General features: G+C 64.4%; 28 protein-coding genes and 1 tRNA gene. 10 read left to right on the forward strand and 19 right to left on the reverse strand.

All coding sequences use genetic code 11. The features are described from left to right. Window positions 1–33: 33 nt before the first annotated feature. The 3 genes from egtB to ACXYN8_RS10700 are packed head-to-tail and all read left to right on the forward strand — an operon-like array spanning window position 34 to window position 3,010. Window positions 34–1,302, forward strand: coding sequence for an ergothioneine biosynthesis protein EgtB (egtB, locus tag ACXYN8_RS10690; protein WP_458889425.1), 1,269 nt, complete (start codon window positions 34–36; stop codon window positions 1,300–1,302). Then, complete coding sequence (gene egtD, locus ACXYN8_RS10695; protein ID WP_458889426.1) at window positions 1,302–2,288, forward strand: L-histidine N(alpha)-methyltransferase; 987 nt, start codon at window positions 1,302–1,304, stop codon at window positions 2,286–2,288. The genes egtB and egtD overlap by 1 nt, the downstream gene beginning before the upstream one ends. 50 nt (window positions 2,289–2,338) lie before the next feature. Further along, window positions 2,339–3,010, forward strand: a complete 672-nt coding sequence (locus ACXYN8_RS10700; RefSeq protein WP_458889427.1) for a retropepsin-like aspartic protease family protein — start codon at window positions 2,339–2,341, stop codon at window positions 3,008–3,010. Window positions 3,011–3,014: 4 nt separating this feature from the next. Here ACXYN8_RS10700 and yghU read toward each other — a convergent pair whose 3' ends face one another. Then, entirely contained in the window at window positions 3,015–3,929 is a 915-nt protein-coding gene (gene yghU, locus ACXYN8_RS10705) for a glutathione-dependent disulfide-bond oxidoreductase (RefSeq protein WP_458889428.1), read from the reverse strand. A gap of 59 nt (window positions 3,930–3,988) precedes the next feature. On the opposite strand from yghU, the gene ACXYN8_RS10710 reads away from it, so the two are divergent. Beyond that, window positions 3,989–5,350, forward strand: coding sequence for an MATE family efflux transporter (locus ACXYN8_RS10710; RefSeq protein WP_458889429.1), 1,362 nt, complete (start codon window positions 3,989–3,991; stop codon window positions 5,348–5,350). A 4-nt stretch (window positions 5,351–5,354) separates the two neighbouring features. Here ACXYN8_RS10710 and ACXYN8_RS10715 read toward each other — a convergent pair. Then, window positions 5,355–5,429: transfer RNA gene (locus ACXYN8_RS10715), tRNA-Gln, on the reverse strand. Between the two features lie 103 nt (window positions 5,430–5,532). Here ACXYN8_RS10715 and ACXYN8_RS10720 point away from each other — a divergent pair. Next, window positions 5,533–6,555 (forward strand): DNA topoisomerase IB, encoded by a 1,023-nt coding sequence (locus tag ACXYN8_RS10720; RefSeq protein WP_458889430.1) that lies wholly within the window; start codon window positions 5,533–5,535, stop codon window positions 6,553–6,555. A gap of 56 nt (window positions 6,556–6,611) precedes the next feature. Next, entirely contained in the window at window positions 6,612–7,454 is an 843-nt protein-coding gene (locus ACXYN8_RS10725) for a cupin-like domain-containing protein (RefSeq protein ID WP_458889431.1), read from the forward strand. Window positions 7,455–7,460: 6 nt separating this feature from the next. On the opposite strand, the gene ACXYN8_RS10730 is transcribed toward ACXYN8_RS10725, so the two are convergent. The 13 genes from ACXYN8_RS10730 to ACXYN8_RS10790 form a co-directional block, all read right to left on the reverse strand. Continuing rightward, window positions 7,461–8,537, reverse strand: coding sequence for a branched-chain amino acid aminotransferase (locus tag ACXYN8_RS10730; protein WP_458889432.1), 1,077 nt, complete (start codon window positions 8,535–8,537; stop codon window positions 7,461–7,463). A 442-nt stretch (window positions 8,538–8,979) separates the two neighbouring features. After that, window positions 8,980–10,503 (reverse strand): SulP family inorganic anion transporter, encoded by a 1,524-nt coding sequence (locus ACXYN8_RS10735; RefSeq protein WP_458889433.1) that lies wholly within the window; start codon window positions 10,501–10,503, stop codon window positions 8,980–8,982. Between the two features lie 99 nt (window positions 10,504–10,602). Beyond that, window positions 10,603–11,823: a trans-sulfuration enzyme family protein gene (locus ACXYN8_RS10740; RefSeq protein ID WP_458889434.1), complete on the reverse strand. Its 1,221-nt coding sequence runs from the start codon at window positions 11,821–11,823 to the stop codon at window positions 10,603–10,605. Between the two features lie 91 nt (window positions 11,824–11,914). Next, window positions 11,915–12,157 carry a hypothetical protein gene (locus ACXYN8_RS10745; RefSeq protein ID WP_458889435.1) on the reverse strand — a complete coding sequence of 81 codons (243 nt, stop codon included), beginning with the start codon at window positions 12,155–12,157 and terminating at the stop codon, window positions 11,915–11,917. Window positions 12,158–12,373: 216 nt separating this feature from the next. Further along, window positions 12,374–12,601 (reverse strand): hypothetical protein, encoded by a 228-nt coding sequence (locus tag ACXYN8_RS10750; protein WP_458889436.1) that lies wholly within the window; start codon window positions 12,599–12,601, stop codon window positions 12,374–12,376. A gap of 161 nt (window positions 12,602–12,762) precedes the next feature. After that, window positions 12,763–13,830: a 3-isopropylmalate dehydrogenase gene (gene leuB / locus ACXYN8_RS10755; RefSeq protein ID WP_458889437.1), complete on the reverse strand. Its 1,068-nt coding sequence runs from the start codon at window positions 13,828–13,830 to the stop codon at window positions 12,763–12,765. Window positions 13,831–13,838: 8 nt separating this feature from the next. Continuing rightward, on the reverse strand, window positions 13,839–14,456 hold the full coding sequence (gene recO / locus ACXYN8_RS10760) for a DNA repair protein RecO (protein ID WP_458889438.1): 618 nt from the start codon (window positions 14,454–14,456) through the stop codon (window positions 13,839–13,841). Window positions 14,457–14,506: 50 nt separating this feature from the next. Next, entirely contained in the window at window positions 14,507–14,782 is a 276-nt protein-coding gene (locus tag ACXYN8_RS10765; protein ID WP_458889439.1) for a hypothetical protein, read from the reverse strand. Window positions 14,783–14,843: 61 nt separating this feature from the next. After that, on the reverse strand, window positions 14,844–15,098 hold the full coding sequence (locus tag ACXYN8_RS10770; protein WP_458889440.1) for an accessory factor UbiK family protein: 255 nt from the start codon (window positions 15,096–15,098) through the stop codon (window positions 14,844–14,846). A gap of 18 nt (window positions 15,099–15,116) precedes the next feature. After that, window positions 15,117–15,674: a TspO/MBR family protein gene (locus tag ACXYN8_RS10775; RefSeq protein WP_458889441.1), complete on the reverse strand. Its 558-nt coding sequence runs from the start codon at window positions 15,672–15,674 to the stop codon at window positions 15,117–15,119. Between the two features lie 113 nt (window positions 15,675–15,787). Further along, a complete protein-coding gene (locus tag ACXYN8_RS10780) occupies window positions 15,788–17,380 on the reverse strand; it encodes a L,D-transpeptidase family protein (protein WP_458889442.1) in 1,593 nt (530 codons plus the stop codon). 67 nt (window positions 17,381–17,447) lie between these two features. Continuing rightward, the gene (locus tag ACXYN8_RS10785) at window positions 17,448–17,708 is read right to left on the reverse strand and encodes a hypothetical protein (RefSeq protein WP_458889443.1); all 261 of its coding nucleotides are present in this window, start codon (window positions 17,706–17,708) and stop codon (window positions 17,448–17,450) included. Between the two features lie 151 nt (window positions 17,709–17,859). Next, window positions 17,860–18,603, reverse strand: coding sequence for a TlyA family RNA methyltransferase (locus tag ACXYN8_RS10790; protein ID WP_458889444.1), 744 nt, complete (start codon window positions 18,601–18,603; stop codon window positions 17,860–17,862). Between the two features lie 66 nt (window positions 18,604–18,669). On the opposite strand from ACXYN8_RS10790, the gene ACXYN8_RS10795 reads away from it, so the two are divergent. Together ACXYN8_RS10795 and apaG are read left to right on the forward strand one after the other, a co-directional pair. Further along, a complete protein-coding gene (locus tag ACXYN8_RS10795; protein WP_458889445.1) occupies window positions 18,670–19,212 on the forward strand; it encodes a hypothetical protein in 543 nt (180 codons plus the stop codon). A 55-nt stretch (window positions 19,213–19,267) separates the two neighbouring features. Then, a complete protein-coding gene (apaG, locus tag ACXYN8_RS10800; protein WP_458889446.1) occupies window positions 19,268–19,669 on the forward strand; it encodes a Co2+/Mg2+ efflux protein ApaG in 402 nt (133 codons plus the stop codon). A gap of 7 nt (window positions 19,670–19,676) precedes the next feature. Here apaG and ACXYN8_RS10805 read toward each other — a convergent pair whose 3' ends face one another. Continuing rightward, complete coding sequence (locus tag ACXYN8_RS10805) at window positions 19,677–20,000, reverse strand: PilZ domain-containing protein (protein WP_458889447.1); 324 nt, start codon at window positions 19,998–20,000, stop codon at window positions 19,677–19,679. A gap of 100 nt (window positions 20,001–20,100) precedes the next feature. On the opposite strand from ACXYN8_RS10805, the gene ACXYN8_RS10810 reads away from it, so the two are divergent. Next, on the forward strand, window positions 20,101–20,895 hold the full coding sequence (locus tag ACXYN8_RS10810; RefSeq protein WP_458889448.1) for a LysR substrate-binding domain-containing protein: 795 nt from the start codon (window positions 20,101–20,103) through the stop codon (window positions 20,893–20,895). A 15-nt stretch (window positions 20,896–20,910) separates the two neighbouring features. Here the strand turns inward: ACXYN8_RS10810 and ACXYN8_RS10815 are convergent, their stop codons facing one another. The 3 genes from ACXYN8_RS10815 to ACXYN8_RS10825 are packed head-to-tail and all read right to left on the reverse strand — an operon-like array spanning window position 20,911 to window position 24,133. Then, window positions 20,911–21,585, reverse strand: coding sequence for a TadE/TadG family type IV pilus assembly protein (locus ACXYN8_RS10815; RefSeq protein ID WP_458889449.1), 675 nt, complete (start codon window positions 21,583–21,585; stop codon window positions 20,911–20,913). Continuing rightward, the gene (locus ACXYN8_RS10820) at window positions 21,585–22,181 is read right to left on the reverse strand and encodes a TadE/TadG family type IV pilus assembly protein (RefSeq protein WP_458889450.1); all 597 of its coding nucleotides are present in this window, start codon (window positions 22,179–22,181) and stop codon (window positions 21,585–21,587) included. The genes ACXYN8_RS10815 and ACXYN8_RS10820 overlap by 1 nt, the downstream gene beginning before the upstream one ends. After that, window positions 22,178–24,133 carry a Tad domain-containing protein gene (locus ACXYN8_RS10825; RefSeq protein ID WP_458889451.1) on the reverse strand — a complete coding sequence of 652 codons (1,956 nt, stop codon included), beginning with the start codon at window positions 24,131–24,133 and terminating at the stop codon, window positions 22,178–22,180. Before ACXYN8_RS10825 ends, ACXYN8_RS10820 begins: the two co-directional genes overlap by 4 nt. Window positions 24,134–24,663: 530 nt before the next feature. Between ACXYN8_RS10825 and rpsL the strand changes: the two genes are divergently transcribed. Next, window positions 24,664–25,035, forward strand: coding sequence for a 30S ribosomal protein S12 (rpsL, locus tag ACXYN8_RS10830; protein WP_007164630.1), 372 nt, complete (start codon window positions 24,664–24,666; stop codon window positions 25,033–25,035). The last annotated feature ends 37 nt before the right edge of the window (window positions 25,036–25,072 follow it).

Raw genomic sequence — 25,072 nt, forward strand, 5'->3', positions numbered from 1 at the left:
GCCGAATTCCCGACGCAAGACAGGAGAAGCCCCTTGCCCCCAGCATGGCCCCAGGCTGAGGTCCATACGGATAGCGATGCCGGTCTGGCCGATCGATTTCGTGCCACCCGCGCGCTTACCGAAGCGCTGGTCGAGCCGCTGAGCGAAGCGGACGCTGTCATCCAGTCGATGGATGATGCGAGCCCGGCAAAATGGCATCTCGCGCATACGACGTGGTTCTGGGAAACCTTCCTGCTGCGCGATCATCTGCCCGGCTACCGCACGTTCGACGACGATTACGCCTTCCTCTTCAATTCCTACTACGAAGCGGAGGGGGAACGGCACGCACGCGCACGTCGCGGCATGATCTCGCGCCCGTCGCTGGCGGGCGTACTCGACTATCGCGCCCACGTGACGGAAGCGATGGCCCCCCTGCTGGAGCGGGAGGAATGTGCCGAACTGATCGCTCTGGGCGTCGCGCATGAGCAGCAGCATATCGAGCTTTTGCTGACCGACATTAAGCACGCGCTGTTCCAGAACCCGATCGGCCCGGCGATGTTCGATTTGCCCGCGGATGACACCCGCGACGGATCGGCTTCGTCTGGTTGGACCAGCCATCCCGGCGGCATCGGCATGGTCGGCCACGACGGAGCTGGCTTCGCGTTCGATTGCGAAGGCCCGCGTCACCGCGTGCTGCTCGAACCCTTCGCGCTGGCCGACCGGCTCGTGACCAATGGCGAATGGGACGCGTTCATCGCCGACGGTGGCTATGACACCGCATCGCTCTGGCTGTCCGATGGATGGGCCTGGGTACAGTCCGAAGGCATCAGCGCGCCGCTTTACTGGCGCGAAGGCGAGCAGTTCACGCACGCCGGCTGGCAAGCCCGCGACCCGGACGCCCCTGTCACCCACGTCAGCCACTTCGAGGCGGATGCCTTCGCCACATGGGCGGGTGCCCGGCTGCCGAGCGAGTTCGAATGGGAAGCGGTCGCGCGCGGCCAGCACGCCGAGAGCGAACCTGCGCATGATCCGTCTGGGGGCAACCAGCTCGATGTCGCAGCCCCGCCATTGCCCACCGGTTCGGACGGGCTGTTCGGCGATTGCTGGCAGTTCACTCGCAGCGCCTATCTCCCCTATCCGCGCTTCAAGCCGGTCGAGGGCGCGGTCGGCGAATACAACGGCAAGTTCATGAGCGGCCAGGGCGTGCTGAAAGGCGCGAGCTGCGCCACGGTGCGCGGGCATTCGCGCGCCAGCTACCGCAATTTCTTTTACCCGCACCAGCGCTGGCAATTCACCGGCCTGCGCCTTGCGAAGGATATCTGATGGCAACCGAACAGGGGCTCGCGCTGGTCGAGCGTGACGAAGATGGCGTCGACCGGGCGTTCCGCGCCGATGTGCTTGCGGGCCTCACGCAGCGGCAGAAAGCGATCCCCGCGCGCTGGCTCTACGACGATGCCGGGTCGCAATTGTTCGAAGACATCACGCAGGTGCCGGAATATTATCCGACGCGCGCCGAAACCGAAATCCTGAAGGCGAGGGGGGAGGCTTTCGCCGGTCTCATAGGGCCGGGACGTGCGGTGGTGGAGTTCGGCTCCGGTTCCTCGGTCAAGACACCGCTGCTGCTCGGCGCGATCGATCCGGCGGCCTACGTCCCGCTCGACATCTCTGGCGATTTCCTGCGCGCCGCAGCGAAGGATCTTTCGGGGAAGTTTCCAGACCTGCCGGTCTATCCGGTGGAAGCGGACTTCATGAAGCCGGTGAAGCTGCCCGACGCCGTTACGGATATGTCTCTGCTCGGTTTCTTCCCCGGATCGACCATCGGCAACATGGTCGCGCGCACCGCGGTCGACCTTCTGCGCAATATGCGCGAAATTCTGGGCGATACGTCACAGCTGCTGATCGGGATGGACCTGATCAAGGATCGCGACGTGCTGATCGCCGCGTATGACGATGCTGCGGGCGTGACGGGGGAGTTCAACCTCAACCTCGCACGGCGGATCAATCGCGAGCTGGGCGGCACCATTCCCGTCGAACACCTGCGCCACGAGGCCCGCTGGGACGACACCTTCGCGCGGATCGAGATGCATCTGGTGGCACAGGACGACATTGCCTTCGAAGTCTCCGGCCAGGATTTCCAGATGGCTAAGGGCGAGACGATCCATACCGAGAACAGCCACAAGTTCGGGCGGCGCAGTTCCGCCACGCTGCTGCTGGCAGGCGGCTGGACCCCGCGTGAACGCTGGACGGATGCGCAGGGGCGCTTCTCCCTCATCCTCGCCGACGCGAGCGAGGTGCGCGAGGCGCCCTGATGCGACGAGCCGAATTGGCGAAGCCGCCATGCAGCCCCTATATGGTCTGAGTGGACCTTTCCGACCTCTGGACGCAACTGGCGGGGGCCGTCGCCAGCGTGCCGCAATCCGGCCTGCTGATCGCGGCGGCAATCGCCGTGGTGCTCGGGATCATGGGCTCGTTTTTCGCAGCACGTCTTCCCGGCTTCGGGCGGTTGCTGCGCCGCGTCAGTACGCTGGGTCTCGTGGCGGTGTTCGTCATGGTGGTATTGCAGGTCAGCCGGTTCGATCCGCGCTTCGATATAGCCGTGCCGGAAATCGGCCTGCCTGAGCAAAGCGTCACCGGGGGAGAGACTCGCATCGAACTGGCGCAGGACGGCCATTTCTGGGTGCGGGCGGAAATCAACGGACGGCCCGCCGATTTCCTCGTCGATACCGGTGCCACGCTGACCGCGCTCGGCACCGAAACGGCGCAGGCGAGTGGGGTGGCCCCGCGCACCGGGGGGATCCCGGTCCAGCTCAAGACCGCCAACGGCATCGTGTCGGCAGAACTCGGCACGATCGACTCGCTGCGCTTCGGCAATATCGAGGCGCAGGGGCTGGATGCGGTGATCGCGCCGAACCTTGGCAAGACCAACGTCGTCGGCATGAACTTCCTCTCCCGCCTGCAGGGCTGGCGGGTGCAAGGCACCACGATGATCCTCGACCCGGCTCCCGGTCAGACGGTGGAGCCGGCAGAGTAAGCGGCTACAGCCGTTCGCCCCCGCGTTCTTCGACCTTGTCCTGCGTGTTGTGTTCGAAATCGCTGGCGGCGTGCCGCTCGCGCAGCTGATTCGCAGGTTCGCCGTAGGTGCGGTTGACCATCATCCCCCGCTTCACGCCTTCCCGTGCCCGCAACTGGTCGGCCCAGCGAATGACGTTGGTGTATTCGTGCACCGACAGGAATTGCGCCGCGTCGTAGAGAACGCCTTTCGCCATGGAGCCGTACCACGGCAATATTGCCATGTCGGCGATGGTGTAATCGGCCCCGGCGATAAATTCGCTATCTGCCAGTCGGGTGTCGAGCACGTGCAACTGCCGCTTCACCTCCATCGCGTAGCGGTTGATGGCATATTCGATCTTGAACGGCGCATAGGCGTAGAAATGGCCGAAACCGCCGCCCAGGAACGGGGCGCTGCCCATCTGCCACATCAGCCAGTTGAGCGTTTCGGCCCGGGCGGCCGGGTCGGTGGGCAGGAAGGCGCCGAAACGATCGGCAAGATGGATCATCATCGATCCGCTTTCGAACAACCGCAGCGGCGGATCGAAACTGTGGTCGACCATCGCCGGGATTTTCGAGTTCGGATTGACCTCGACAAAGCCGCTGGAGAACTGGTCGCCCTCTCCGATATTGATCAGCCAGGCATCGTATTCCGCCTGCGAATGGCCTGCGGCGAGCAGCTCCTCCAGCAGGATGGTAACCTTCTGCCCGTTCGGCGTACCGAGCGAATATAACTGAATCTGATGGTCACCGACCGGGAGATCCTTGTCGCGCGTCGCGCCGGAGATCGGCCGGTTTATGCTGGCGAAACGCCCCCCGCTTTCCTTGTCCCAGTTCCAGACCTTTGCCGGTTCGTATCCGGCGGGCTGGTTGTTGGCGGGATCGTGGGGTTCGTCGGCCATGCGTGCGTCTCCTTCTGTCGACAAGACATAGGCAGTGGTCGCGCAGTTGTAAGGGGAGAGTGCCGACACTACCTGACGCTGCGATGAGCGGATCGGCCAAGCTGACGCGCGGTTCCGTCCGCGGACACCTCGTGGGGCAAACGGCTCCTGGTATCCTTGGCGTTGCCGCCATCGTTTCGGTCGGCGTGGTCGATGCCTATTTCGTCGGTCAACTCGGCACGGCGGAACTCGCTGCGATCAGCTTTGCCTCGCCAGTGCTGCTCGCGGTTACCAGCCTCGGCATCGGTATCATGGCGGGCTTGAGCTCCGTCGTCTCGCGCGCCCTGGGCGAAGGCGCGGACAAGAAGGCGCACCAGCGCGGCAATCTGGGTATCGCGCTGGCTCTCGTCTGCGGCCTGTTGCTGGCGGGCGCGCTGGCCGCGCTGCGGCTGCCACTGTTCCGGCTGATGCAGGCAGGCGAGGACGTGCTGCCGATCATCGACGACTACATGTTTCCCATCGTGCTCGGTCTGCCGCTGCTGCTGTTGCAGATGGGCGTCAACGGCGTGCTGCGCGGGCAGGGGGCGGCGAAACGCAGTTCTGCGGTGCTGGTTATCTTCGCCATCGCGAACTGGATTCTCGACCCCATTCTCATCACCGGCGTGGGCGGTTTCGGGGGTTTCGGCGTGGCGGGCGCGGCCTATGCCTCGATTGCCGGATGGGGCCTGGCATCCCTCGGCGGGCTATGGCTGCTGCGAAGCACGCAATTGCCGTTCGACCCGCGCGCGCTGAAAGGCAGCGAGCCGCGCAAGACCGTGCCGCCGATCCTCAAGGTGGCGGTGCCCGCGGCCTTCGCAAATGCCATCAATCCCATCGGCCTCAGCGTGCTGACGGGCTTCATCGCGGCTCAAGGTTCCGCAGCGGTCGCGGGATTTGGCGCAGGCGGACGATTGCAGGCGTTCATGCTGGTCCCGCTGCTTGCCATGTCGGGAGCGATCGGTTCGATCGTCGGCCAGAACTGGGGCGCCTCGGAATATGGCCGGGCGCGGTCGGCATGGATGCAAGCGGCGGTGTTCGCCGTCCTGTACGCGCTCGCCATAGCGCTGGTGTTGTTCTTCGCGCGGGACTGGTTCGCCGGGTTCTTCAGCGAGGATGCGGCCGTGGTGCGCGAATTCAACCGCTACCTCGCCATTTCGGTATGGGGCTATGCCGGTTTCGGCGTGCTGATCATCACCAACGGAGCGTTCAACGCGATTGACCGGGCGAATACCTCGCTGGCGCAATCGGCAGCGCGCGTCTTTCTGGTGATGGTCCCGGTGGCGTGGTTCACGCGTGGCGCAATAGGTGCCGATGCGATCTATTACGGCGAACTGGCGGCAAACCTTGCCGGCGGGGCGCTTGCGGCGTTCCTCGCATGGAGGCTGCTGAAACACCGGGAGTAATCGCTGGCTGGGGTGGCAGGATTCGAACCTGCGCATGCCGGTACCAAAAACCGGTGCCTTACCGCTTGGCTACACCCCAGCAGCGTGGGGGCCATATAGCGCAGCGGTTCGCGAAGGGAAGGGGGCTTCGCCGCGATTGGTCACGGGAACCGCCTGACGCTCCGGCGCATTTAGCGCTCACCATGGCATCGGTCGCACCGCCTTCGAGCAAACTCATCTACATCGACGATTCGATGCCGGGAATTTCGCGCAAGCGGGCGGGCAAGGGCTGGGCCTATTACGACCCGCAGGGCAAGCTGATCCGCGATGCGGCGGAGAAGAAACGCCTCAACGCCATAGCCTTGCCGCCGGCCTATACCGACGAGTGGTTCTGCCCCGCGTCCAACGGCCACATCCTCGCCACCGGCTACGATGCACGCGGGCGCAAGCAGTATCGTTACCACCCCGATTTCCGCGCCATGCGCGAAGGCGAGAAGTTCGACGGTTGTGCCAAGTTCGGCAACCTCCTGCCGCTGGTCCGCAAGCGCGTGGAAGACGATCTCAAGTGCCGCACGCTGAGCCGCGAACGCGCGGTTGCAAGCGTCGTGCGCCTGCTCGATCTCGGCGCACTGCGCGTGGGGAACGAGAGTTACGCCAAGTCGAACAAGAGCTTCGGTGCGACCACGCTGCGGCAACGTCATGCGGAAGTGACCGGTCGCACGCTCAAGCTGCGGTATCGCGGCAAGTCGGGGAAGGACCGCGTCGTTACCCTGACCGATGGGCGGCTGGCCCGCGTGATCCGGCGGATGCAGGACCTGCCCGGGCAGCATCTCTTCAAATACGAAGACGGCGATACGATGCAGGCCGTTTCCAGCGATGACGTGAACGCCTATCTTCGCGAGACGATGGGCGCGGACTTCACCGCCAAGAACTTCCGCACGTGGCACGCCAGTGTCATGGCTTATTCGCAGATCGCGTCCGCATCCGCTCCGCTGACGATAAAGTCGGTGATCGAAAGCGTGGCCGCCCATCTCGGCAACACGGCCGCCGTCACGCGCAAGAGCTACATCCATCCCGGCGTTATCGCGCTGATCGACGATCAGGAAGGTTTCAGGGCCAAGCTGCGTCTGCCGCGTAGCACGCGGTGGATGACGCGCGAGGAACGCGGGCTGATCGCATTGCTGGAAGAAGGGCCTGAGGCGCAGAGCTATCTCACCGCAGCGTGAGGCCTTCCCCAACGAAGCTTTAACCGTGACGCGGTAAATATCTTGCCATGCGACCCATGGCATTTTCCGAAGATACTCTGGCCCGGTTCGCCGAGGTATATCCCGTAAATCCGGCCAAGCTCGCGCACGGGCTGCGCGGCGATGCGCGCCTATCGCTCGAAGCCCTCGTGGCGCTGGCGGTGGACCTGGGCGAGGACAGCGTGGAGTACAATCCAGGCGACCTGCCCATCGGGATCGCGCCGGAAGACATTCCCGCAGCAGCCATGACCCCCGCCGAAACGATCCGCCAGATCGAAACCGCAGGGGCGTGGATGGTGTTGAAAAGGATCGAGCAGGTGCCCGCATACCGGGATCTGCTGGAAGACTTGCTCTCGGAACTCGACCCGGTAATCGCCCGGACGACCGGCCCGCGCCACCGCAGCGAAGGTTTCATCTTCATCAGCTCGCCCGGTTCGATGACACCGTTCCACTTCGACCCGGAGCACAACATCCTGCTGCAATTGCGCGGTGAGAAGACGATGACCGTCTTTCCCCCCGATGACGAGACCCTGTGCTCGCCAGAACTGCACGAGCGGTTCCATACCGGCAAGCATCACCGCAATCTGCCGTGGGACGACGCGTTCCTGCCGCGCGGGGAGGCAATTACCATCCGTGCTGGCGAAGCAATCCACGTGCCCGTGAAGGCGCCGCATTTCGTGCGCAACGGCAGCGAGGTTTCCGTCTCGCTTTCCATCACCTGGCGCAGCGCGTGGAGCGAGGCAGAAGCGAGTGCGCGCGGCTTCAACGGGCTGGTCAGGCGGCTGGGTATGCAGCCCCGCAGCCCAGCAGCCTATCCCGCCAGCAACTGGATAAAGTCGACCGCCTACCGCGCAGCGCGCAGGCTCGGCGTTACCGGCTGACGCAATCTAGCTGAGGCGCGTCACCCATCCGTGGGTGTCCGGCTCCGTCCCGCGCTGGATGCCGACGAGGCGGTTGCGCAGCTTGCTGGTCAACTGGCCCGGCCCGCCGCTGCCGATGGTAAAACTGCCGTCCTTGCCTTCGACCTTGCCGACCGCGGTGACGACTGCCGCAGTACCGCAGGCCATCGTCTCCACCAGCTTCCCGCTGTCTGCGTCGGCGTGCCACTGTTCGAGGCTGTACATCTCCTCGCTCACGTCGAGCCCTTCCTCTCTGGCGAGGGCGATAAGGCTGTCGCGGGTAATGCCGGGCAGGATCGTGCCGGTCAGTGGCGGAGTGATCATGCGCCCGTCATCGAACACGAAGAACAGGTTCATGCCGCCCAGTTCCTCGATATATCTGTGTTCCGCCGCGTCGAGGAACAGCACCTGGTCGTGTCCGCGATCGAAGGCTTCGCGCGTCGGGACGAGGCTAGCGGCGTAGTTGCCACCGCACTTCGCCGCGCCGGTCCCCCCGGGCGCAGCGCGCGAATAGTCGGACACCCAAATCGAGACCGCAGGCGCGCCGGACTTGAAGTAATTGCCTGCCGGGCTGGCGATGACGATGAACTTGTACTGCTTCGCCGGACGCACGCCGAGGAACGCCTCGCTCGCGAACATGAAGGGGCGCAGGTAGAGCGATCCGCCCTCGACGGTGGGGAACCAGTCCTTGTCCGCCGCGACCAGTTCGCGGATCGATTCCACGAACAGTTCCTCGGGCAGATTGGGCATGGCAAGCCGATCGGCCGAGCGATTGAAACGTTCCGCATTGGCTTCGGGCCGGAACAGCGCCGTGCCGCCATCGGCCGTGCGGTAGGCCTTCAGCCCTTCGAAGATTTCCTGCGCGTAATGCAGCACCGCCGCGGCCGGATCGAGGCTGATCGGTTCACGCGCGGTGACGCGGGCCGAGTGCCAGCCTCTGTCGGCGTCGTAGTCGATCACCACCATGTGGTCGGAAAACAGCGTGCCGAAGCCGGGATCGGCCAGCGCGGCGTCGCGCTGGTCCGCAGGCATGGGGGAGGCGTTGGGGAAGTGTTCGAACTGCATGATGCGGCGGTTATATCGCCGTTCGACCCCGCGCAAGGCGGCAGTTTATCGGGTCGCGAACAGTTTTTCTGCTGCTCGAATTGGGAATGGCCAAATGAAGAAGGCGGCGCGGGCCCGTACCCGCAACCGCCTTCCGCATGGTCAGCGGCCAGGAAGTGCCGCTCACGAAACCTTTATCGCTTGTCCGAAAAGCTTAGCGATAATGCTCCGTGCGGAAACTTGCCGACCCCTCTGCTGAACCATGAGACATCGGATCACCTCCTTTCGCGCTTGTAAGCCAAGACCCTGCCATTTCACCGGGGGCCGAGACCCGCGTTCACCGCTGGCCTTGAGTGCAATGTGAGTCGAAACGGCCCGCAAGACAAGTCTTGCATTTGCATTTTTCCCCGTCACAATCGGTCTTTCCGGCCCACGATTGCTGCGGGTCGGGTTCTCCCGACAATCAGGCGTTCCTGGCATCCGGCGCGTGCGGTGCGAGGCCGAGTTCCAGCCCCATGCGGTCTTCCAGCGCGAAGCGGTCGAACAGGTCGGCGCTGGCGCGGTTGAGACCGACAACACGCACGTGGCGGCCGTTGCGACGCATCCGGTCCACCACCTTGTCGAGCGCTCCGATGGCGGAAATGTCCCAGAAATGCGCGCCCGCCACGTCGATCACGACATGGGTGGAGGGGTCGTCATACGCGCTCTCCGGTCCGATGGAGCGGACGAACCGGTCGACCGAGGCGAAGAATATCTGCCCGGTGACGTGATACACCGCGCTGTGCGGGCGGCGCACGCGCTCCACCGCGAACATTCCGCGCACCTTGTTGGCGAAGAAGATGCCCGACAGCAGCACGCCGGTCAGCACGCCGATGGCGAGGTCGTGGGTTGCCACGACGACCAGCACGGTCGCGAGCATGACGGCGGAAGATGGCAGCGGATGGCGGCGCAGGTTGGGAATCGAATTCCAGCTGAATGTGGCGATCGATACCATGATCATCACTGCGACCAGCGCAGGCATGGGAATGCGGCCCACCCATTCGCCCAGTAGGACGAGCACGAAGAGCAGGAACGCGCCTGCCGTAAAGGTGGACAACCGCCCGCGCCCGCCCGAGGCAACGTTGATCACCGATTGCCCGATCATCGCGCAGCCACCCATTCCGCCGAACAGCGCAGCGGCGATGTTGGCAACGCCCTGGCCACCCGATTCGCGCTGCTTGTCGCTCTCCGTGTGGGTCAGGTCGTCGACGATCTGCGCAGTCAGCAGCGATTCGAGCAGGCCCACCGCCGCCATGGTGAGCGAATACGGAAGGATGATCCGCAGCGTCTCCCAGGTCAGCGGTACCTCCGGCATCGCGAAGCCGGGCAGGCCGTCCGGCAGCTCGCCCATCTCGCCCACCGTGTTCACGTCGATGTTGAAGCCGATGGTGATGGCCGACAGCACCAGAATCGCGACCAGCGGCGAGGGGAAAGCGGTGGTGAGCCGCGGAAACAGGTAGATGATCGCAAGACCGCCTGCGACCAGAGCGTAAGTCTCCCACCCCACGCCGATCAGCTGGGGCAACTGCGCCATGAAGATCAGGATCGCGAGCGCGTTGACGAAGCCGGTGATGACGGAGCGGGAGACGAACTGCATCAGCAGGTCGAGCCGCAGCAGCGCAGCAATGCCCTGGATCACGCCCATTAGGATCGTCGCGGCGAAGAGGTAATCCACCCCATGCTCGCGGACCAGCGGCACCACGACCACCGCAACGGCGGCGGTGGCGGCGGAGATCATGCCGGGTCGCCCCCCGGTGAACGAAATCACCAGCGCAATGGCGACCGAGGCATAGAGACCGACGCTTGGGTCGACGCCCGCGATGATGGAGAAGCCGATCGCTTCCGGGATCAGTGCCAGCGCGACGACGATCCCCGCGAGGACATCCGCGCGGATATTGCCGAACCAGTCGCGGCGCCAGTCCGGCGCCGTGGCGAGTGTGCCTTGCATGAGATTGCCCCGATTGCTTGCGAGCGCGCTGGTGCGCCTGCGCGGTAAGTCGCAGGCGGCCCTAGCGGCTCATGCTGCGATGCACAACCGGAGGGCCGGTCAGATCCCTGCGGCGGTGAGGGCGCGGTCGAGATCCTCGATCACGTCGGCCGGATCTTCCAGGCCGATGTTGATGCGGATCAGCCCCTCGGTCACGCCCATTTCGGCGCGCGCTTCTTCGCCCATATTCGCGTGCGTGGTGCTGGCCGGGTGGCAGGCGAGACTGCGCGCATCCCCGATGTTGTTCGAGATATCGACCAGTTCCAGCGCGTCGAGCAGGGCGAAGGCCTGCGCGCGGCCTTTCGGCATTTCCCACGCGAAGATAGGGCCGGTCATCACCATCTGCTTCATCGCCATCTCGTGGCGCGGGTGGCTGGGCAGACCCGGATGAAGGATGCGCCCGCCCGCCTTGACCAGCCGGTCCTCGACGAAGCGGCCGACTTCCAGCGCGTTCTCGCTCTGGCGGCGTGCACGCAGGTCGAGCGTCTCGAGACCCTTGTGTACGACCCATGCATTGAACGGCGAAAGATTGGGGCCGGTGTTGCGCTGAAAGGGCAGCAGCACGTCGTCGATAAACGTTTGCGTTCCGCAGATCGCCCCGGCCAGCACGCGGCCCTGTCCGTCCATCAGCTTCGTGGCGGAATAGGCGACCACATCGGCGCCGAATTCAAGCGGGCGCTGCAGGGCGCTGGTTGCGAAGGCGTTGTCGACCACGGTGGTGATGCCATGCGCTTTGGCGAGGCCGCAGACATATTCCATGTCGACGACGTCGAGCGTGGGATTGGCAGGCGTTTCGAAGAAGAACACCTTGGTGTTGGGCCGTATCGCAGCTTCCCAGGCGGCGTTGTCCGTGCTGTCGATAACCGACGTTTCGATACCGAACCGCGGGCACAGGTGATCGAGCAGCCAGCGGCACGATCCGAAGGCCGCGCGGGCACCGACCACGTGATCGCCCGCCGAAAGCTGGCACAGCAGCGCGGCGGTCATGGCGGCCATTCCGCTCGCCTGCGTGCGGCACGCCTCTGCGCCCTCCATGACAGCTATACGCTCCTCGAGCATGGCGACCGTGGGGTTCTGCAGGCGGGAATACGTCATCCCGGTGGCATTGCCGGCGAAGCGGTCTGCCACGGTCTGCGCATCGTCATAGGTGTAGCCGCTGGTGAGGAAGAGCGCTTCGCTGGTCTCCCCGTTCTCGCTGCGCCACGTCCCCGCGCGCACGGCCTGGGTGGCGGGGCGCCAGTTGCGGGTGATTTCGCGGTCGAGGCCTGTCGTTTTCTTCATCGCCGCGCGGCTTACGGGGCGGGGGCCGGGCTATGCAACGAAAAACGGGGCCGTAGAGGCCCCGTCGTCCGTTTAATTCTGTGTGTTCGGCCTACGGGCTGAACGGCACGTCATCGTCGTCGTCATTGTCGTCCGAGATGAGCAGAATGGCCATGCCGACTGCTGCGATAGCGGCGATCAGCAGGCCCTTGCCGAACTCACCACCGACCAGCCCGTTGCTTTCGGCCATCGGGGCTGCTGCGCGGACAGGTGCGTCCATTGCGGCGGCCTGTGCCACCAGCGGCGTCGCGGTAAGCGCAAGTGCACTTGTCGCGGCTGCGAGTTGTTTGAACATGAGAATCCTTTCGGTTGGAGTTCACTCCCATAACATGTTGCAACGCACAATGTTCCGAAAAATTCGCAAAATCCGTGTGATACGTCTGGCGGGGAAAACGCTTCGTCGGGCCCGAATGCAGTTTGATGCGAATGGGCAAAGAACAAACGACAATCGGCAAACGAAAAACGGGGCCCCGAAGGACCCCGTTTCTAAATTCTCGAAAGGACGAAAATACTACGGGCTGACCGGAGCTTCTTCGTCGTCTTCGTTGCTTTCCTGCACTGCGACGATGATCGCGACAGCAGCAAGGATAGTCAGGATAACGGGGACCATGCCGCCGCCAGCCATGTTTTCGTATTCGGCCACATCGGCCGGAGCGCGCACCGGAGCTGCCGAGGCAGCGATCGGGGTAGCGGCAAGAGATGCGGCCGCAACCGACAGCGCAAGCTTGCGAATCATCATTCTGGAACTCCTGTTGTGCAGGGCGATTGCCCCATTCCCTCAAATAAATCCGTTGTCGCGTTTAGTTGGCCCAACATTCCATTGCAAGCTTTGTTCCCGAACTATCGCGAGAATGGCGGATGTTACGTGGTTTTTTTGCCACGAAAGGTTGCGCCTCAAAACTAATGATTGTGCAGAGCAGCAAGAATGGCTGCGCCGACGGCTTGCGTGTCGCTGGTGCCGCCGAGATCGCGGCCCCTTGCGCCGCCATCCAGAGCAGCGGCCACGGCAGCCTCCAGCGCGCGGGCCTCGGCTTCCTTGCCGAAGGAATGGCGCAACATCATCGCAACCGACAGGATCGTTGCCATCGGGTTCGCGATTCCCTGCCCGGCAATGTCAGGCGCGCTCCCGTGGATGGGCTCGTAAAGGCCGAAGGTGCCGTATTCGGTCTGACGATCGCCCAGGCTGGCGCTCGCGAGCAGGCCGATGGAACCGACGCACATGCTGGCCTGGTCGGACAAGATGTCACCAAACAGATTGCCCGTGACGATCGTGTCGAAAGCGCCGGGGTTCTTCACCAGCTGCATCGCGGCATTGTCGACATACATGTGGCTCAGGGTGACGTCGGGATATTCGCCTGCGACCTCGTTCACCACGTCGCGCCAGAGCTGGCTCGTTTCGAGGACATTGGCCTTGTCGACGCTGGTCAGCATGCCGCGCCGCCCCTGTGCCGCGCGGAAAGCCGTGTGCGCGATGCGCCGGACCTCGCTTTCGCAATAGGACATCATGTCCCACCCTTCGCGCTCGCCGCGGGGCGTCTGGCGGATCCCCTTGTCCCCGAAATAGACGTCGCCATTGAGTTCCCGCACGATCAGCAAATCGATCTCGCGGGCGATCTCGGGCCGAAGGGCCGACATATCCTCCAGGCCCGGCAGGCTGCTCGCGGGGCGAAGATTGGCGAACAGTCCCAGTTCGGAACGAAGGCCCAGCACGGCCTGTTCGGGGCGCAGGTGCCGCTCCAGCGAATCGCAATCGGGGTCACCCACGGCGCCGAACAACACGGCGTCGGCAGTTCGCGCCATTTGCAGCGTTTCGGCCGGCAACGGGTGGCCGTGGCGGCGATAGGCTACACCGCCCACGTCGCCTTCGAAAAGGGTGAGGCCGGGAAGGTCGAGCGCTTCGAGCACGCGGACGGCTTCGCGCATCACTTCCGGGCCGATACCGTCACCTGCGAAAATCGCGACTTTCATGGGTCTTGCTATTCTCCGATGCGCCCGAGCATGGCGCGCAGGCGGTTGCGCGCGGCCATAACATCGCCCGCTCGCCCGGCAAGCAGATGCCGTTCCAGCAGTGGCGCCAGCCGGTCGAGAAGCGCAAGGATTTCAGGCCATTGCGTTTCGGCAGATGGCATCGTCAATGTTTTCTGCGGTCCGCCATAGCCGAGGTCGCGCAGCATCAGGCCTTCGTAACCGACAAGCGCCACGGCCCAGCCGCGCGCCGAAGGAGCGTGGCAGATGGCCTGAAGCAGTCCCTCGAGCGCTTCGTAGAGGGCGGGATATTCCTGCCGTTCAGGCAGGACGCTGGCAGCGAGCGCGGTCGACCAGCCGATCGCTGCTGCAGCGAGGGGTTCGCCGAGCCATGGGCCGCGACTTTCCACCAGTTCGAGTTTCGCGAAGGGCAATTGGCTGTCGGACTTCGCACGCACTTCTGCCGAGACGCGGTTGCCCGGGATCACGACCGGGCGCATCTGCCGCCCCCGACCCCCCGCGACATAAGCCGCAAGGACGCCATGATCTGCCGTCAGCAGCCGTGCCACGACGCCGGTTTCGCCATGACTGCGCGCGGCGATGACGATGGCTGGGGCGCGGAGGTGCATGGAGCGGCATTATCGCGGCCGGCGGCCCACGCAAGGCCGCTGCGGCAAGGTCAGGGGTTTGCAGGCTGCGGTTGGCTCGACGTTACGATCAGGTCGGCGGCGCCGTTCTTGTGCCGGTCTTCCGATGCGCTGCGCCCGCGGCCCATCGACCAGTTGGCCTGCATCCGCACCTTTGGATTGGGCGCGCACCATAGCTCGCCAGTATCGTCGATCGCGGTCACCCAGATGAGATTGTGTTCCGGCCCGTAGTCGATCACGGCGACGGCAAGACCCTTGCCGCGATCCTCCACGAAAACGGGCATCGGCGGATTGAGCTGCGTGAACATGGGCGAATACCTTTCGCCCGAACAAACATCCGTGCGGTGCGCCGCGTTCCCGCCGTATCGCTCAACCTTTGTTAGCGAGCGTCTTTTCCAGCGCCACTATGCGAGCTTCGAGCGCCTCGTTCTCGTCGCGGGCCTTCGCGGCCATCGCCTTGACCGCATCGAATTCCTCGCGGCTGACGAAGTCCAGCCCGCCCATGGCTTCGCGCACCTTTTCCCGCGCACCTTCACGCGCTTCGCGGGTCATTCCGGCGAAGGTGCCAGCCGCGCCGTTCAGCATCTTGACGAAATCGGCGATCATCGGATTTTCGGACTGCATGGCGATAGGCCTCTTTTCTCAGAATTCGTAGCGCTGGACGGTCGGCGGCGGAGCGTCGGTGCCGTCAGCAGCGGGGTTGAGCCGCAGGAACTCGTAATTGAGCACGCCCGCGAACAGGACCCATGCCAGATAGGGAAGCAGCAGTAATCCTGCCAGCCTGCGCACGCGCCAGAACAGCACGATCGTGACGACGAGCGCAAGCGCCAGCGCGATGATCACGCCGAGCGCGGCGGTCATTTGGTGCGCGGCGAAGAAGGTTGGCGTATAGGCGAGATTAAGCAGGAACTGCACCACAAAGGCAATGATTGCCGCCCTGCGCAGCCGCGCGCCGCGCGCGGTGACCACGATTGTCAAGGCAAGGCCCATCATGATGTAAAGGATCGTCCAGACGATCCCGAATGTGGCGGGAGGGGGGTAGATGCCCGGCTTCACCAGCGCGTCGAACCACCCGTTTCCCGGTCCGCTGCCCGCGAGGCGCCCGGAGAGGAAACCCAGCAACACGATCGCCGGCACGAGGAACAACGCCCAGCGGATGAAGCTGGCGCGCAATTGGCCGGCGGACGCGATGAAGTTCATTCGATGGCTGTCCTTGCTCGATTCGCGGGAGTGCAAGTGATGCCGAGCGCGGGCAGCAAGGGCAATGGGCGCGGCAGGCTTGTTCCCAAACTGGGCAAACCTTTATGCGCGGCTTATCGCCCGGCGACCTGCATCGGACGCATGGTGTCCCGTTCGTAGATATCGGGCAGGAAGCGGATGCCGCGATCGCCCGGAACGGCGGTGAGATAGGTCAGGTAGACAGGGACCGGGCGCGGCACGCTGCGGTTCTGTTCGGGCGCGTCGCCTTCCGCCGCGATGCTGCTGCCGAACAACCAGCGGCCCAGTTCGCCGGCGTCTTCCAACCGGACGCAGCCATTGCTGAAGGCGCGCGAATCCTTGCCGAACAGGGCGCGGTTGGGGGTGTCGTGCAGGTAGATGCCCTGGTCGTTCGGGAACATGAACTTGACGCTGCCCATCGAATTGCCGGGACCGGGCAGTTCGCGGACGCGCACCTGCTCCTGCCCGCTGGCGACGGCGCGCCAGTCGATCGCATCGGCATCGAGCGGGCGGGCGTCGCGCGTCCAGTCGCTCAGGGCTTCGTATCCGAGCTTCTGCAACGAGGCCCCCGCCAGCACGCCCGGCGCGATGCGGCGCTTCACGAAATCCACCGGCACGTTCCAGTAGGGATTGAGGGTAGCGTAGCGCACCATGCCCGCCATCATCGGGGTCGGCGTTTCTGGCGTTCCGACCACCACCTTCATGCGCCCTTCGACCTTCCCGTCGTTGTAAAGCGTCAGTTCTTGCGCCGCGACATTGACGAGGATGTGGCGTTCCCAAGGTCCGGGCAGGTCGCGCGCCCGCTCGAGATTGAGGCGCAGCTTGCGCGACTGGTCGATCGGTTGGGTGTTCAGCGCGGCGAGCGTGTTGCGCCCGACGATTCCATCGGCGGAAAGCCCGTGGTCGCGCTGGAACGCCGCGACGGCTTCGCTCAACTCTGCATCGAAAGCCGTGCCTTCGGACAAGCCGAGCTTGAGGCGAAGGAGACGGACCCGGTTGCCGGACTGTCCCGCGCGCAAGGTCGGCCCGGCAGGAATGGTCAGGCCGGGCGCTGCGTCCATCCGTTCGGAATGGCGCGCCAGCGCGTTGCGCAGACCGCCATAGGCCGGGTTCATCCAGCCAAGCTGTGCGACGTAATCGTCAATTGAACTGGCAAGGGCCGCGCGGCGCAGAACCTCCGCCTCGTCGGCGGGCGCAGGGCGGGCGGCGTCGTCGTAATACGTCAGCGAGCTTTGCCTCACGCGCTGCATGTCGCGGGCGAAACCGGCAAAACCTTGCGACAGCATCAGCTCGGCGCGGGCGAGATCCTCCGCGCTTCCCGAACGGGCCCGGACGACAGCTTCGCGAAGGTCGGAAATATCGTAGTCGGCGGGGCTCAGACCATCGATGCGCGACGTCTGCATCAGCGTGATGAGAGTGTCGGCCGCTCGACGGACCGCACCGTTCTCCACCCACATCGGCCAGTAGCCGCGATCGGCGTAGAATTTCTTGTACTTTGAGCGGGCCTTGCGGCGGATCTGTTCCGCGACCGCACGGTCGGATGCGCCCATGACGGAGACATTCGCCTGAGACTGCGCCGCCGCGAGGGGCAACGCCGCCACGCTCGGCTCGGCGCTATCCTGCGCATTGGCCGGTGCGGCGACAAGCGCAATGGCGGCGAGCGCGGCGCTGGCGATCTGGTTCTTCATATTACCCTGAGATCGTCGGGGCGCGACCTCCCTTCAAGGGAGAGATCGCGCCCCGCGGTTCATATCGTCAGCCGCGCTCGCCGGTAGGCGTGGGCTGATAGGTGGGCATCGGTTCCGGTTCCGGGCAAGGCGGAGCCTGGAAGGCGTAATGATTGCCATTGGCGTCGTAATACCCGTCCGCGATGCCATCGCCGTCGCGATCGGCGGCGACGGTGCCGACCAGCGCGCCTGCGCCCATCGGCGGGGCGGGTTCGGGATCGTTGTAGTTGGTGCAGGCCGAAAGGCCGAGGCCGGTAACGACCATGCAGGCAAGGGAAAGTCTACGCATATCCAGTCCTCACTGTTGGGCCGCATTCACGGCCGGATGCGACATCCTCCCGCGAGCGTGCGTTGACCTGAAGGGCAGCGGCTGGACGTCGTTTCATTAACCGTGCAGCAAGGTTCGGGTTCCCCGGACCGTATCCGGGGGCGAAGGCTTGTCAGCCGCGCGTTGCGTGGATCAGGAATTCGACATTGCCCTGGGGCCCGGTGATCGGGCTTTCGACCACGCCTTCGACCTCCCAGCCGATATCCGTCAGCCAGCCCCGCACTTCTTCGCATACCCGCGCGTGCAGGGCCGGATCGCGGACCACGCCGCCCTTGCCGACCTCTTCCCGACCAACCTCGAACTGCGGCTTGATCAGAGCAACGAGGCGACATTTCGGAGCGGCGAGGGAGAGCGGGACTTCCAGCACCTTCGCAAGGCCGATGAAGCTTGCGTCGCATACCACCCAATCGCAGGCGCGGTCGATGTGATCGGGTGTCAGGATGCGCGCGCTGGTCTGTTCCAGCACGGTGACCCGCTCGTCCTGCCGCAGGGACCAGGCGAGCTGGTTGGTTCCGCTGTCGACTGCGAAGACGTGGCTCGCGCCGCCTTGCAACAGGACGTCGGTAAAGCCGCCGGTCGAACTGCCGATGTCCATCGCCACCGCGCCCGTGGGATCGAGTGCAAAGTGCTCGATCGCGTGAGCGAGCTTGATGCCGCCCCGGCTGACCCACGGATGGTCGCGCCCGCGCACCTCGATCGGCGCATCGGCGGGCAGGGCCTGGCCGGGTTTCGCCAGCTTTGTGTCGGCAGAAAAGACAAGCCCCGCCATGACCAGCGCCTGCGCACGGCTGCTGCTTTCGGCAAGGCCGCGCTCCACGAGCAGTTGGTCGACGCGTGTTTTGGCAGGTTTTCCCATCGAAACGGGCCGATAGCGCGGCGAAGCGGCTTGAGCCAGCGCCCGGTTCGCTGCACTATGCCCGGCATGAACCTTTTTCCCGCCATTCGCCTGATCCCCGCCGCCGCTCTGGCCGCGACGCTGGTCGCCTGCGTTCCGTCTTCGCAGGAGCCTGCGCCGGAGCCGACGCCTGCTCCAACTCCCGCACCGCAGGCAGCACCGGCGCCGCCGCCTCCGCCGCGCAACTGGATCGACGCGCCGCAGACGCCTGGCGACTGGAGCTACCGCGTCAACGGTGCCGCGACCGAGGCGGTGTTTACCGGATCGTCGGGGCAGGCTGAGTTTGCCCTTCGCTGCGTAACGGGATCGGGCCGGGTCGAGATCCTGCGCCGGGCCAGCGCGACGCAGGCCGTCCCGCTGGCGGTGCGGACCGAAACCGCCTCGCGCGCGCTCACCGGTGCACCGATCGCGGGGCAGCCCTTCGTCACCACGAGCCTGGGCGCACGTGATTCGTTGCTCGATGCGATCGCTTTTTCGCGCGGGCGCTTTGCCTTCGAAACGCAGGGCGCGCCGACGCTCTACCTGCCGAGCTGGGTGGAAATCAGCCGCGTGATCGAGGATTGTCGGTGACAGCCCATCGCACCGCTTTTGCCTTTCCCCCCGCTTTCGCGTTAGCATAGCGGTCATGCTCAAGGATCTCTTTCAGCACGCCGCCATCACCGACGACATCGTGGTGCGCGTGGCGGTGAATTACCTGCCGGAGCAATCCGACCCGGATGCGGAAAAGTGGTTCTGGGTCTATCACATCCGGATAGAGAACGATTCCGATGAGCCGGTCGAACTTCGCACCCGCCACTGGCGGATCACCGACGGGCGCGGAATGGTGAACTACGTGGATGGAGAGGGCGTGGTCGGCGAACAGCCGCGCATCGAACCGGGTCGCAGCCATGACTATGTGTCGGGTTGCCCGCTCGCGACGCCGCACGGGTCGATGGAGGGGCATTACACCTTCCGCCGCGCCGATGGCACGCCGCTCGAAGTGGCTATCCCGTTCTTCCCGCTCGCCGCTCCGGCTGAAGCCAGATAGTCGACGGTCAGGCTGCCGACTGGGCGCCGAAAAGCTTGTCCTTGAGATAACGATAGACCGGCTCGAACAGCGGCTCGAGCAATTCGATGCCGACCATGTCGCCGCGCCCCCAGGCGATTTTGCCGAAGACGTATTCGCTGAGCCCGGGCAGGCGGATGGCGACGGCGGTGCCCGGTTCGATAACGTCGATCACGCCGCGCAGGCGGCAGCCCTGTACCGACAGGTCGACCAGTTGCACCTCGCGCAGCCGTTCATCTAGGGTGAGCAAGAGCGCCGTCAGATCGACGGTTGCCTGCTGCCGCTCTTCGCGTGGCTTGAAAACGCGGTCCATGGTGCACCTGTGCCAGCACAGGGTTAAAATCGGGTTGCCCGGCGTCGCGGCACGCCCGGCGTTGCAGCGAGCGGCTGCTGGCGCTAATGCGCGGCGCACAATGAAGCGTACTCTCTTGCCCCTGAACGCCTTGCGCGTGTTCGATGCCGCTGCCCGGCACCTTTCCTTCACGCGCGCGGCGGACGAGCTGGCAGTGACGCCTGCCGCCGTAGGCCAGCAGATTCGAGCGCTGGAAGACGTGCTCGGCGTGGTGCTGTTTCGCCGGACGAGCAAGGGGCTCGAACTGACCGACGAAGCCGGCGCGGGGCTCGACGCGCTGCGCGAAGGCTTCCTGCGGTTCGAGGAAAGCGTGCAGGCGATCCAGGCCGGGCAGGCGAGCGACAAGTACACGATCGCCGCCCCGCGCGAATTCTACGCCCAGTGGCTCGCCCCGCGGCTGACGAAATTTCGCGAGACCAATCCGACGGCGCGCTTCCAGCTGATCGCGGGAGAGGACACGGACTTCACCGAAGCCAATCTCGATCTCGCGATCCGGCTTTGCGACGGACCGGGCGAGCTCGAGGGCGTTGAACTTGCACCCGCGCAGCGCGTGGTGGTGGCGGCGAAGGGCGGGGCGGACGAGTGGGTGCACTGGCCCGAAGCGCCCGTGCCCGAACCGGGCAATGCCGCGCTCCAGGTCGGCAATGCCGGACAGGCGCTGTCGAGCGCGATGGCAGGGCTGGGCAGGGCGATGCTGCCGCTGCTGCTGGCGCAAAAGGCGATCGACGACGGTCTGCTCGACGTGCTCGAAGGGCCGGAGCCGGGGCGCCGCTCCTACTGGCTGGTCGCTCCGCGGCCGCAGTGGCGGCAGAAGAAGGTCCGCGCGCTGGTGGATTTCCTCACTGCCGAAGCGTGAGACGGCGCGCGGGGCTTACGAGCAGCTCGAGTCCGTTGTGCCGCCGGTCAGACCCGGCCCCAGGTTGCGGTCGTCACGGATGAGGTAGGCCGCCTCTTCGCGGATGGTGCGCGAGCCGGTGCCGAACGGGTTTTCGAACAGCGGATCGTACTGGTATTCGATTTCCACGAACATCACCGCCTGCCCGCTGAGCGCGGTGATTTGCGTCGCACCGGAACCCATGCCGTCAATCTGGTCACCGGTCAGGCCGTTATTGACGCCGTCGTCGCCATAGTTCGAATCGACGTCGAGATCGCCCTTGCAGCGCTGCCAGTGGATGTACTGCCGGTCGTCGAAGTCGCTGTATTCGAGGCTGGAGAGGATAATCCGGCCGTTCCCTTCGAGCCCGATGGCACTGCCGTCGCGTATGGCACCGTCCAGCACGGCGTCGATGCCGTCTTCGGAAATCGTCGGCGTGACACCGCTATTGTCGGTCTGTCCCAGTCGCGATGCGTTATCGGCCAGCGACAGGGCGATCTGACTGATCTTCATTTTGGTGGTCGCCAACCGTGCGATTTCCGTGCCGTATAGACCGAGGGTCAGCATGATCGGCAGGATCAGCGCGAACTCGGTCAGCGAGACCGCGCGCGTTTCGTGCCAGAAGCGGGCGGCTGCGTGCCGGGCGCGGGTGGCAAGGCTATTCACCGACATCACTCGCATACCCCCGCATCGTCGCCATAGGCCGTCTGATCGGCAAACGGCTGGTTCTTCTTGATCACCGACGCCTTCAGGTCGCGGTTTGAAAAATCGGCCATGAGGAAGGGATTGGGAAACAGCGTTTTGTAGTTCACCGTCACTTCGTACACGACGACGTCACCCGCGCCGCCGTTGCCGGACGAACCGATGTCGGCATCCCAGCTGCCATTGCCGTTTTCGTCGACGTAGTTCTCGTTGTCGTTGCAGTCGCCATCGCCGTTTTCGTCGTTCCACGATTCGGCGCGGTCGATGTCATTGAAGTCGTAATAGCTGACGCGGCTGGCGCTGATTACCGAACCCGGGGCGATGTTCTGCACCAGTTCGGTAACCTTGGCATCCGCCGCGGCGGTATCCGCGGTTTCGAGCGAGCTGGACCGCGCCGCCGTCTGCACCGCGCCGTTGAGTACGGACTGGGTGTAGGCGAGGTGGCCGATATCGAACACGCCCATCATCAGCGTCATGAAGACGGTGATGATGAGGCCGAATTCCATCAAGGTCGCCCCGCTATCGTCGCGGCGGAGACGGGCAAGCAGGCGGAAAGCGCGGATCACTGCGTAATCCTCAGCTCGCCGACGTCCTTGGCGATTTCCTGGAACGCCTTGTTCAGTTCGTCCGCGTTGGAGGCGGTGAAAGAACTGTCGCTCGATGCACACCGTTCCAGCTGCGTGGTGAGGCCGGAGGCGAAGGCAATCACCCAGACGCGGATGCCCTTGGCCTTGGTCGCCGCGCATACCGCCAGGAACCGCGCAGTGTGGCGCTTCGCCTGATCGGTGTAGCCGTCGTTGGTGACCCGGCGGTCATGCCATTCGACACCGTAGGTGCTCTGGATATTATAGTTCGGTGCCATAACGCCGTCGGTCATGAAGATGATATGCCGCGCGACTGCGCCACCATTGTCCGGCGAGTCCGTGACATTGGCGGAAAACGGGCCGGTCGGTGACGACAGGCGCGCACCCCAGATCATTCCGATGTCATGGTAGGTCGACCCCTGGGCCGTCAGACTGTCGGCATAACCATCGAATGCACTTTCATCCATCTCGGTAAGGAGCTGCGCCTGGTACGGGCAATAGGTCCCAGTGGCGCGACCGCGTTGCGTTTCGGGGTTGTTGGTCAGATATTCCCGCCCGTCCTGAACGACCGTCCGGTAGTACGAGATACCCTGCCACATCGGCTTCCACTGCGTGGCCGGGTTCGAACTGTCGGGAATGCCGTCGATATCGAGGTCGGCCGCGTCCGCAGGCGAGATCGTGGATCCGGCGACGGTGAATTCGCTGGCGCTGACGGTGGCGCGTTCCTCGATACACCCGTCCCAAGTGAATGTTCTCGGCGTGCCGTTTGTGCCGGTGCGCGACTGGGCCGGGTTGAAGGTCTTGTAGGTCGCGAAATCCGGCGCGTAGGGATCGGTCGGCCCAACATCCTTGTAGATCCAGTAGTCGAATTCGTTGACCGTTTCCGTCGTGTAGACCGGATTACGATATTCATGCTGGTGATTATAGAAGTCACGATCCTGCTGCCGCGAGATCACGTAGTATTTCTTGTCGTTCCCGCGATAGCATTCGTAATCGGTGCGGCGCTGTGGCTGGGAAGTCGTGGTGGTTGTGACCTTGCGGCCTTCACCGTCGATCTTCGTGTCCGTCGACGTGGATGTCGTGCCACGATTGACCCAGGCCGTGTCGACAGGCTCAGCGTCATTGCACTGGTTCTGCTTCGAATAGGGGCCCGATACCAGCACCCAGTTGGCCGAGGTGATTTCGCTCGATCCGGTGGAAGAGCCGTAATAGGGTTCACCCCATCCGGTTAGCACGACTACGTTCCTGCCGGTGAATTTCGGGACGCGCGACTGGATTGTGTGGCTGTCGGAAATCCAATCTTCGTCGAGAAGACGGCCCACATTGATCGACGAGCTATAGGGCACGAAACCGTACCGGATACGGGCGTTGGTGCCCTGCGTTGCCCCGTTCACGGTGTCGTAGAAGTTCTTCATCGCGTCCTGAAGCGCGCTCAGTCGCGTGACGCTCGTGCCCTCCAGGGTTTCAGCCATCGAGCCGGTGCTGTCGAGCACCATCACGACGTCGCTGTTACCGACCGACATCGAGGCCGAGCAGCTTACCGCCAGGCTGAGGTTCTGGAATCCGAACACTCCCATCAGGATGGTGTCGAGATTGGTCGTGGCGGCGCCTTCGATCGTATTGCCATCATCGGGGGATGACGGGTTGAAGACGGTTGCGGTCGTGCCTTCGCTCGACTGATCGAAGTTCGTGTTGAAGTAGGAACGGGCCTGCGCCTCGGCATCTTCGTCGAAACCATCGGCGCTCACGGCGCGGCGGCCGGCCAGCACGGCGCTGTCGCAGGCGTTCTGGAGGCGGTTCTTGACCATGTAGGCGCGCGAAGCGTCGACGCCGCCGCCGACAAGGCCGACCAGCACGAGCATACCGGCAGCAGCAAGCGGCAGAACGTTTGCCGTCGTGTCCTTCAGCAACCGGCCGAACGCACGCCGTTTCAACGCGCGATTTTCTGCACTGTGCATCTCGAATAGCCCCCGTTCGCGCCAGAAGCGCAATGATAGTTGTGCGGGGAAGTAGTCCGGCACCCCCTAAGAAAGTGTGAAACCGGCTTGTTTATATTTGTTGATGAGGTTAAGCCGACGGCAGGGGTTTCTACCGCACGCGGCTCCCAGCAGGGCTTCGCCTGCCTGCGATGCTTGACCACCAGGCCCTTCATCCGTATGTGCGCGGTCATCCGATGTGGGATTCGTCACGTGTCGGTCAGATAGAGCTGAACATTGCCGGTCATGTCCCGGGGGCCTGTCGCTCATGCGATCGGGCTCTTTTCTATTGCAGCGGAGGTTACTTCGCTCGGGGCAGCCGTCAAAGTAACCCGGTGGCCTGTGGCCGGTGGGTGGAGCGTTTCAGGCTCGTGCAGATATGCCGCCCCGGTGCCTCACGGCGTCGCGTGCGATGCAAGGCACGATCCAGCAGCGCATCACCATCGAACCCCAGTCGTCACCATCTAACGGTGAAGAGAAAGAGACTCATGCCGACAATCAACCAGCTGGTCCGCAAGGGCCGCACTCCGCAGAAGGCCAAGTCCAAGGTCCCTGCGATGGAGCAGAATCCGCAGAAGCGCGGCGTTTGCACCCGCGTCTACACGACGACCCCGAAGAAGCCGAACTCGGCTCTGCGCAAGGTGGCCAAGGTTCGCCTGACCAACCAGCGCGAAGTCATCAGCTACATTCCGGGCGAAGGCCACAACCTGCAGGAGCACTCCGTCGTGCTCATCCGCGGCGGTCGTGTGCGCGACCTTCCCGGCGTTCGTTACCACGTCCTTCGCGGCGTGCTCGATACGCAGGGTGTCAAGGATCGCAAGCAGAGCCGCTCGAAGTACGGCGCCAAGCGTCCGAAGTAAGGTTTAGCGCGGCAACGGCCCGCTCTCTCACCCGGTA

This window comes from Altererythrobacter sp. CAU 1778 (genome assembly GCF_054482795.1).